Genomic DNA, 6667 nt, shown 5'->3' on the forward strand with positions numbered 1-6667 from the left:
CGTCTCTTGGGCTCGGAGATGTTTATAAGAGACAGGGTGATGCCCGGTCGGAGCATGAGGGGGCCGGGCCGCCTGGGTCCGGCTGCCGAGTGAACGGAGCCCCCATGCTCAGCACCATCAGGATCGCGGTTCTTGCCGGGGTCGCCATCGCGGTCACGGCCGCTCCCGCAGTTGCGGAACCCATCCCCGTGGCGGCGGCCAAGTCGGCGCGCGTGTCAGGGTCGGCGCAGATTCGTCTCACGTACTGGCCTGACCGGGACGTGCGCACCTTCACCTTCGATGCCCGTGCCGTCCCGTACTCGTCGCCCAAGCCGGGCGCACCCGACGGGCTGCCGACCGACGCGGAGGGCACCGTGAAGATCTCTCACCACTCTCCGGCGGAGGGGTGGACCGTGCGGTCGCGGGCCAGGGTCGACTGCCTCGTGACCAGCCCCGGAAACGCCACCCTCACCGCGGTCGTCACCCATGCCGATGAGCCGATCAAGGACCAGATCGGCAAACGGCTCGGCTTCAGCGTCCACGACGGTCGGCATGACCGGATGGGCTTCTCCTGGTCGGTCGTCAACGGTGACCAGGACGAGGAGGGCACTTGGGGCGAGGGCAGGGCCGGGACCTGCATGGGCCCCGCGGCCTTCGCCCCGGTCACCAAGGGCGACTACGTCGTCAGGCACGCCGATCTGCTGCCGCTCCCCGGCCGCTGAGCGTCAGTGCAGGCCGCACTTGTTGAGGCCGACCCGGCCCGCGGTGCTCACGACCGCGGCCGGTGGCGCCCTTGGGCCTTTGGCCGGGATTTTCGCGCCGTCGCCGATGGAGATCCCTCTTGCCGAAGAGTGGGGAACAAGGGTGACTTCCGCACGCCCCGACGACATTGACCGGGAACGGGGTCGGTGTTCGACTGGAAATAAGCCATCCGGATAGGGGGAGATGAAGATGGCTTTGGGGGAGCAATTGGGCCATGACACCGGGCAGGTCACGGGGACGCGCGTGCTGCCGCCGACCGAGCAGGGGGAAGCGAGGGTCGAGGTCTCCTTCGAGACCCGCGGCCGGCTTCTCGACGAAGAGGTCGTGGACATGGGGACGTACGTGTCGGTCCTCGGCGCCGACGGCGTCCTGCGCGGCGAAGGCCAGGGCTGCACGATGTCCGGCGGCGGCGAGACCGTCGTCTGGACGGGCACGGGAGTCGGAGAGCTCCTGAACGACGGCGCGACCTCGTTCCGCGGCGCGATCTTCTACCGGGGCGCCTCCGGCACGTTCGCGCGCCTGAACAAGATCGCCGCCGTCTTCGAATACGACGCGGACGCCAGCGGCAAGACCGAGACCAGGGTGTTCGAGTGGAAGTAGCCGTACCGGCACACGACGGCTGAGGGCGGCGGTGCTCGCATTCGACACCGCCGCCCGGTCACGAGCCTCGGCCTGACCGCTCACGGCGTCAGCAGTTCACGCGTGAGCACGTCAACGGCCCGGCGGACGTTGTGCGCGGGGACGATCGGCCGCCCGTCGTCCCAGGCGAACCACCACGCCGACCGGACGTAGTCGCACCCGACCTCGACCGGGCGCCGCGCCCCGCCGAACCCGACGACGCTCACCCAGGTCATTCCGCGCCGCTCGACCACCCCGCACGCCAGCTCCCGCCGCGTATCGATCGCCGCCCGCAGCGCGTCCAGGTGCACACGCCTTTCGTTGGACGGTGCCGAGACCACTTGGCTGTTGACCTGCATGCCCATGAGACACACCTCTTTCCATGGGACGGCGCGGCCGGTGGGCCCGGGGGGACGTCCACCGGCCGCGCCGCGCTTCGAGGACGGTGGCGACCGCGCCACCGCCGGTTCACCGGTTCCGGGCCTGTGCTCTTTCGGCCTGCCGGAGCAGCGCGGCCCGCAGCAGCGGCGCCGTGGGGTACATCAGCGTCGGCTCGACGCCCACGCGCGGGTCGTGCAGGCTCGCGACCCATTCACCGAGCCGCCCGTCCTGCTTGACGGCCCGCCAGATCCGCCACCCCTCGAAGTCGGCCCGCAGCCGCCCCAGCTCCTGCTCATCCACCTGCATCTGCGTGTTCATCGAGTTCCCTCTGACCCGTACCGATCGCCATTTCGTGTGACCACCCTCACACGCTCGACTATGCTGAGAAATCGACCGAACACCACCGGCAATGCACCGCAGGCAAGATCGTCCGCACCCGGCACACGGGTGCAGCCCCCCGGAGGTCGCCATGCCCGCCCGATCCGAGCCCTACGACGGACCCGCCATCGTCACCTTCGCGAAGGAACTCGAATGGCGCCGAAAGCAGGCCGGTCTCAGCAAGAAGGACCTCGCAGAGAAGCTCGGCTTCGCCGACTCCTATGTCGGCCAGGTCGAGCTGTGCAAGAACCTGCCGTCCGAAGAATTCGCCAACGCCCTCGACACCTTCTTCCAGGTGGACGGACTGTTCTCCCGCCTATGGGGGCGAATCAACGAAACGCGGCACCTCAGCATCCTGCCGCCGGGCTTCCCGGAGTACCTCGGCTACGAGGAGAAGGCCAACCACATCCGCGTCTTCAGCACTAACCTGATCAGCGGACTCTTCCAGACGGAAGCCTACGCAAACACGATCATCAGTACGACCATGGGCTCCGCTACAGGGAAACTCGTCGCCGAGCGCATGGAGCGGAAGTCGATCTTCGAGCAGGACGATCCTCCACACACTTTCCTCGTATTGGACGAGAGCGTCATCCGTCGAAACGTGGGCGGTAAGGAAGTCATGCATGACCAACTCACTCATCTGCTGGAGATGGGACGACGCGAAAGGTGTCAACTGCAAATCGTCCCGTACGACACGGGATATCACGCTGGTTTGACGGGAAGCTTCATCCTCCTTGGTTTCGAGGACGGACCAGAAATCGCCTACACGGAGTCGTCAGGCGAGGGGATGCTGCTGAAGCAGCGAGACAGGGTCGCGCTGCAAGCCGTAACGTGGGACTTGGTCCAAGGTCACACGCTCTCCGTCGAGGAGTCGTTGGCCATGATCCGAGACGCGATGGAGCGGCTATGAGCACTTCGGACCTGTCGGGCGTCCCTTGGCGGAAGAGCAGTCGCAGCGGACACCAGGGCGGTGAATGCGTGGAGGTCGCGGCTCTTGCCCCTGCTGTGGCCGTGCGTGATTCCAAGGATCCGGACGGGCCGAGCCTGGCGTTTGGTGCTGCGGCTTGGCGGGTGTTCGCCGATCGGGTGAAGGCGTCCGAGTATGACGTAAGGCGTTAGCCTTCGCGCGTTGACGAGAGAGAGCCGGATGAGGCGCCGGGCGTGTGGTCGGCGCCGGGACGCGCGACGGTGGCTGGTGTTCGTCGGCTCGTCCGGGAGGTCGGCCTGTAGCTTTCTGCGGTGCGAGTTGTGTGGGCGACGAGTGCGGGGGACGATCCTCGTCTGCGTCGAGTCCTTCCGGGCATTCGCGGCGACGCCGTCGTCAGCGCCGTGGTCCATGGGGTGCCGGTCTATGTGACGGCTAGCGAGCCGCACTACGACGGCGATTGCGCCCGGCCGCACACCCATGACTGCGCCGCGACGGCGGTGCGGATATGGGATGCCGCGACCGGCGAGCTGGTGCGCACCGTTGAAGAGGTCGGCGGCAGGCACCTCGTCGTCACGGTCGTCGACGGCCGGACCGCAGCCGTCACCTGCGGCTGGAGCGATACACCGCAATTGATCGACCTGGAGTCCGGGGTGGTGCTGGACGGGCTCGCCGGTCATCGGGACGTCGTGCAGGGGCTGGCGACCGCGGCGCTGCGGGACGGACCGGCCGTGGTCTCGGTCGGCTGGGACCAGACCATCCGCGTCACGGACCTGACCACCGGTGAAGCACGGGTGGTCGACACCGGGGAACGGCTCCATTCCGTGGCGGTGGTCCTCCTCGGCGACCGCGCCGTGGCGGCGGTCGCAGGCGAGGACGTAGGGCTCTGGGACCTGGAACCGGGCGTGCGGATCGGCAGCCTCTCCGCCACCGCGGACGTTCGGAAGATCGCAACCTGGCCGGACGGGGACGCCCTGGTCGCCCTGCTCTCGTGGCAGGACGGCGTGGAGGTGTGGGACGTCTCAGAACGCAGGCTCGTCTGCCGGACGAGCGGCCATCACATGACGCAGGACATCGTGGGCGTGGTCACCGAGGACGGCCGTCGACTGGCAGCCATCAGCGATCACGAGGCGGTGCACCTGTGGGACGTCGATGCCCGCCGGCCGGTGGGGCAGCCCGTGGTCGGACCGACCGGCTGGTGCGCGCTGGCGAGCGAGGGCCCAGGCGGTCTGGTCACCGCTTCCGGCCCCGACGAGGCCATCGGCGTCTGGCGGGTCGGGCCTGAGCCGCCGCATCACGGCACCGGTCACACGAGCACCATCACGTGCGTGGCCGTGGCGCCCGGCGGTGTCGTCGCCGGTGGTACGGACGGCACCGTCGGCTGGTGGCGGCCGGGGCACGGGCGGGGGCCGGTCGTCGGCGCGCTGCCCGCACCGGTCCGGGCGGTCGCGGCGGTGGCGGCCGGTGACGGTGTCACCGTCGTGGCAGGCGGCGGTGATCTGCACGGGACCACCGATGACGCGTTGCACCGGTGGATCGACGGCGGCGGGGACCAGCCCGTCATCGTGGACCATCGCGGTGAGGTGCGCATCGTCGTCACCGCGGTCCTGGACGGGCGGCCGGTCACGCTGACCGCCGGCTGCGACGCGACGCTGTGCCTCACCGACGTCGCCAGCGGCGAGCGGCTCGGCGATATCCCAGGGCGGCATCAACCCGACGGCGTCGCGGTCGGTCTCATGGGCGGACGCCCCGTGGCCGCCGTCAGCCGCGCGTTCGGCCCCTTCCAACTGTGGGACCTCTCGGGTGACGTCCCGATGGCCACGCCCGTCGGCGATGCCATGGAAGCGCTCGAACGTGTACACGCCTTCGTCCAGTTGGACGGAGGGCCGGCGGTCGCCACAGTGCGCGGGCACGTGGCGCGTATCAGGGACCTCCGCACCGGCACCACATGGCATCTCGATTCCGAGAACCGTGAACAGGTCACCGCCGTGGCGATTCGCGAGGACGGGAGCCCCCTGGCCGCCGTGGCCCGCATGGACGGTCTGGTGCGCATTTTCGACCTCCGTGCAAGGACGGCCGTCGATACGTTGACTCTGCCTTACGCCGCTACCGCACTCGCCTGGACGCCCGACGGTGACCTCCTGGTCGCGTGCCGCAGAGATCTCCTCCTCGCCCGCCGCTAGCACGACCCCGCCGGGCCGTCCTGGGTGAGCGTCAGCAGAAGATCTTGCTCGCTAGGGCGTAGAGGGCTTCGGTCGAGGGTGGCTTGGGGCCCAGGTTGATCGACAGGTTCATCTGGCGGCCGTCGTCGGAGCGCAGGGCGTAGGTCGTGTAGCCGATGAGCTGGCCGCTGTGGCCGGTCATGCTGTTGCCGCAGGGCAGCGGGTACTCCTGGAGGCCCAGGCCGTAGGCGAACCCGGCGCTGGTGGGGTGTGTGGTGCGCATCGCCTGGAGCATTGCGGGGGACAGGAGGCGTCCTCCGAGCAGCCCGTCGAGGAATCTGCTGAGGTCCCGGGTGGTGGAGATCATTTCGCCTGCCGCCCAGTCCAGGGACGGGTTCATGCGGGTGGCGTCCACGGTGCGGCCGTCCGGCAGCAGTGCGTAGCCGTGTGCGTGTGGGCGGGGGAGGCCGGGCCGGTTGCCTGGCACGCTCGTCTGGGTCAGGCGGAGTGGGTGCAGGACGCGTCGTTCCACCTCCTTTCCGTACGGTCGCCCGGTCAGTTCCTCGATCAACCGGCCGACGACCACGTAGTTGGTGTTTGAGTACTTCCAGGTGACGTCCGGGGGATTCTCGGCGGGGGTCCGGAACGCCTGCGCTAGGAGCCGGTCCGGCTTGTAGCTGCGAAACCGTTCCGTCCCCCGCCAGCGGTTGGTGGACCATCCCGGGTCGCTCATGTAGTCGCGCAGAAGGCTCGTGTGCTGGAGGACCTGCCCCACCGTGATGCGCTCGCCGTCCGGGACGACGCCGGGCAGGTGCTTGGCCACGGGGTCGTCGAGCCGCAGCCGTCCTTCGTCGACGAGTTGGAGGAGGACGGTCGCCGCGAACGTCTTGGTGACGCTGCCGATTCGGAAGTACCCGGCCGGGTCGGCGGGACGTCCGGACCGGACGTCGGACACGCCCGCTGCGCCGGACCACTCGCCGTCGGCCGTCCGCACGCGGAGCAGGACGGCAGTGGCCGCCTCCGCCGCCACCAGGTCGTCCAATGTCTGCTGGAAGCCGTCCTCGGACGACATGCTCGAACGGGCCTGCGCCGTCGTCGTGTCGGGAGTCGCGGGGACGGCCGTGGACACCGCGATGGCCGCCGCTGCCACGCCCGCGAACGCCGTCCAACGAGAGATTCTGATCATGGGAGGAAGCTACGGAGCCGTACCCCGTCGCTCCCATGGGGACGACCGCCCGACCTCCTGCGGAAAACCGCACCCGCCGTGTTGCGCACCTCCGCTCTGGTCAGAGGTCGTGCGGAGGCTGGGATGCCCGGCGCTGCTGGTCAGGGGCTAGGTGCTGGTAGACCGCCGTCCACGGAGGAAAACCCAGAGCCCGGTAGACCCCGCGCAGGTCTCAGCGGTTCCCGGAAACCGGCTGCGCATGGGGTGCGCGGCCGGTTTCCGGGAACCGCTGAGACC

Annotated in this window: 8 protein-coding genes; 5 read left to right on the plus strand and 3 right to left on the minus strand. The window is 69.2% G+C overall.

Annotated elements, in window-relative coordinates:
* The first annotated feature begins 104 nt into the window (after positions 1–104).
* On the plus strand, positions 105–701 hold the full coding sequence (locus E1266_RS34325; protein ID WP_132054287.1) for a hypothetical protein: 597 nt from the start codon (positions 105–107) through the stop codon (positions 699–701).
* A gap of 229 nt (positions 702–930) precedes the next feature.
* Positions 931–1341 (plus strand): hypothetical protein, encoded by a 411-nt coding sequence (locus tag E1266_RS34330; RefSeq protein ID WP_132054289.1) that lies wholly within the window; start codon positions 931–933, stop codon positions 1339–1341.
* Positions 1342–1421: 80 nt separating this feature from the next.
* Here the strand turns inward: E1266_RS34330 and E1266_RS34335 are convergent, their stop codons facing one another.
* Positions 1422–1724, minus strand: coding sequence for a hypothetical protein (locus tag E1266_RS34335; RefSeq protein ID WP_132054291.1), 303 nt, complete (start codon positions 1722–1724; stop codon positions 1422–1424).
* A gap of 103 nt (positions 1725–1827) precedes the next feature.
* Entirely contained in the window at positions 1828–2058 is a 231-nt protein-coding gene (locus E1266_RS34340) for a hypothetical protein (RefSeq protein ID WP_132054293.1), read from the minus strand.
* Between the two features lie 151 nt (positions 2059–2209).
* Here E1266_RS34340 and E1266_RS34345 point away from each other — a divergent pair, with 151 nt between their 5' ends.
* From E1266_RS34345 to E1266_RS34355, 3 genes are all read left to right on the plus strand, one after another.
* On the plus strand, positions 2210–3028 hold the full coding sequence (locus E1266_RS34345) for a helix-turn-helix transcriptional regulator (RefSeq protein WP_165966321.1): 819 nt from the start codon (positions 2210–2212) through the stop codon (positions 3026–3028).
* The gene (locus E1266_RS34350; protein WP_132054297.1) at positions 3025–3237 is read left to right on the plus strand and encodes a DUF397 domain-containing protein; all 213 of its coding nucleotides are present in this window, start codon (positions 3025–3027) and stop codon (positions 3235–3237) included. The genes E1266_RS34345 and E1266_RS34350 overlap by 4 nt, the downstream gene beginning before the upstream one ends.
* A gap of 234 nt (positions 3238–3471) precedes the next feature.
* Entirely contained in the window at positions 3472–5226 is a 1755-nt protein-coding gene (locus tag E1266_RS34355) for a WD40 repeat domain-containing protein (protein WP_132054299.1), read from the plus strand.
* A gap of 31 nt (positions 5227–5257) precedes the next feature.
* Here the strand turns inward: E1266_RS34355 and E1266_RS34360 are convergent, their stop codons facing one another.
* Positions 5258–6391, minus strand: coding sequence for a serine hydrolase domain-containing protein (locus E1266_RS34360; RefSeq protein WP_243719252.1), 1134 nt, complete (start codon positions 6389–6391; stop codon positions 5258–5260).
* Positions 6392–6667 lie beyond the last annotated feature (276 nt).

The sequence above is a fragment of the Actinomadura sp. 7K534 genome (genome assembly GCF_004348575.1).
Lineage (GTDB): Bacteria > Actinomycetota > Actinomycetes > Streptosporangiales > Streptosporangiaceae > Spirillospora > Spirillospora livida.

What these genes read in the sequence shown, in the direction of transcription:
- E1266_RS34360 (WP_243719252.1), bottom strand. Translation starts at nt 6,391, where the DNA reads ATGATCAGAATCTCTCGTTGGACGGCGTTCGCGGGCGTGGCAGCGGCG.
- E1266_RS34335 (WP_132054291.1), bottom strand. Translation starts at nt 1,724, where the DNA reads ATGGGCATGCAGGTCAACAGCCAAGTGGTCTCGGCACCGTCCAACGAA.
- E1266_RS34345 (WP_165966321.1), top strand. Translation starts at nt 2,210, where the DNA reads ATGCCCGCCCGATCCGAGCCCTACGACGGACCCGCCATCGTCACCTTC.
- E1266_RS34325 (WP_132054287.1), top strand. Translation starts at nt 105, where the DNA reads ATGCTCAGCACCATCAGGATCGCGGTTCTTGCCGGGGTCGCCATCGCG.
- E1266_RS34330 (WP_132054289.1), top strand. Translation starts at nt 931, where the DNA reads ATGGCTTTGGGGGAGCAATTGGGCCATGACACCGGGCAGGTCACGGGG.
- E1266_RS34350 (WP_132054297.1), top strand. Translation starts at nt 3,025, where the DNA reads ATGAGCACTTCGGACCTGTCGGGCGTCCCTTGGCGGAAGAGCAGTCGC.
- E1266_RS34340 (WP_132054293.1), bottom strand. Translation starts at nt 2,058, where the DNA reads ATGAACACGCAGATGCAGGTGGATGAGCAGGAGCTGGGGCGGCTGCGG.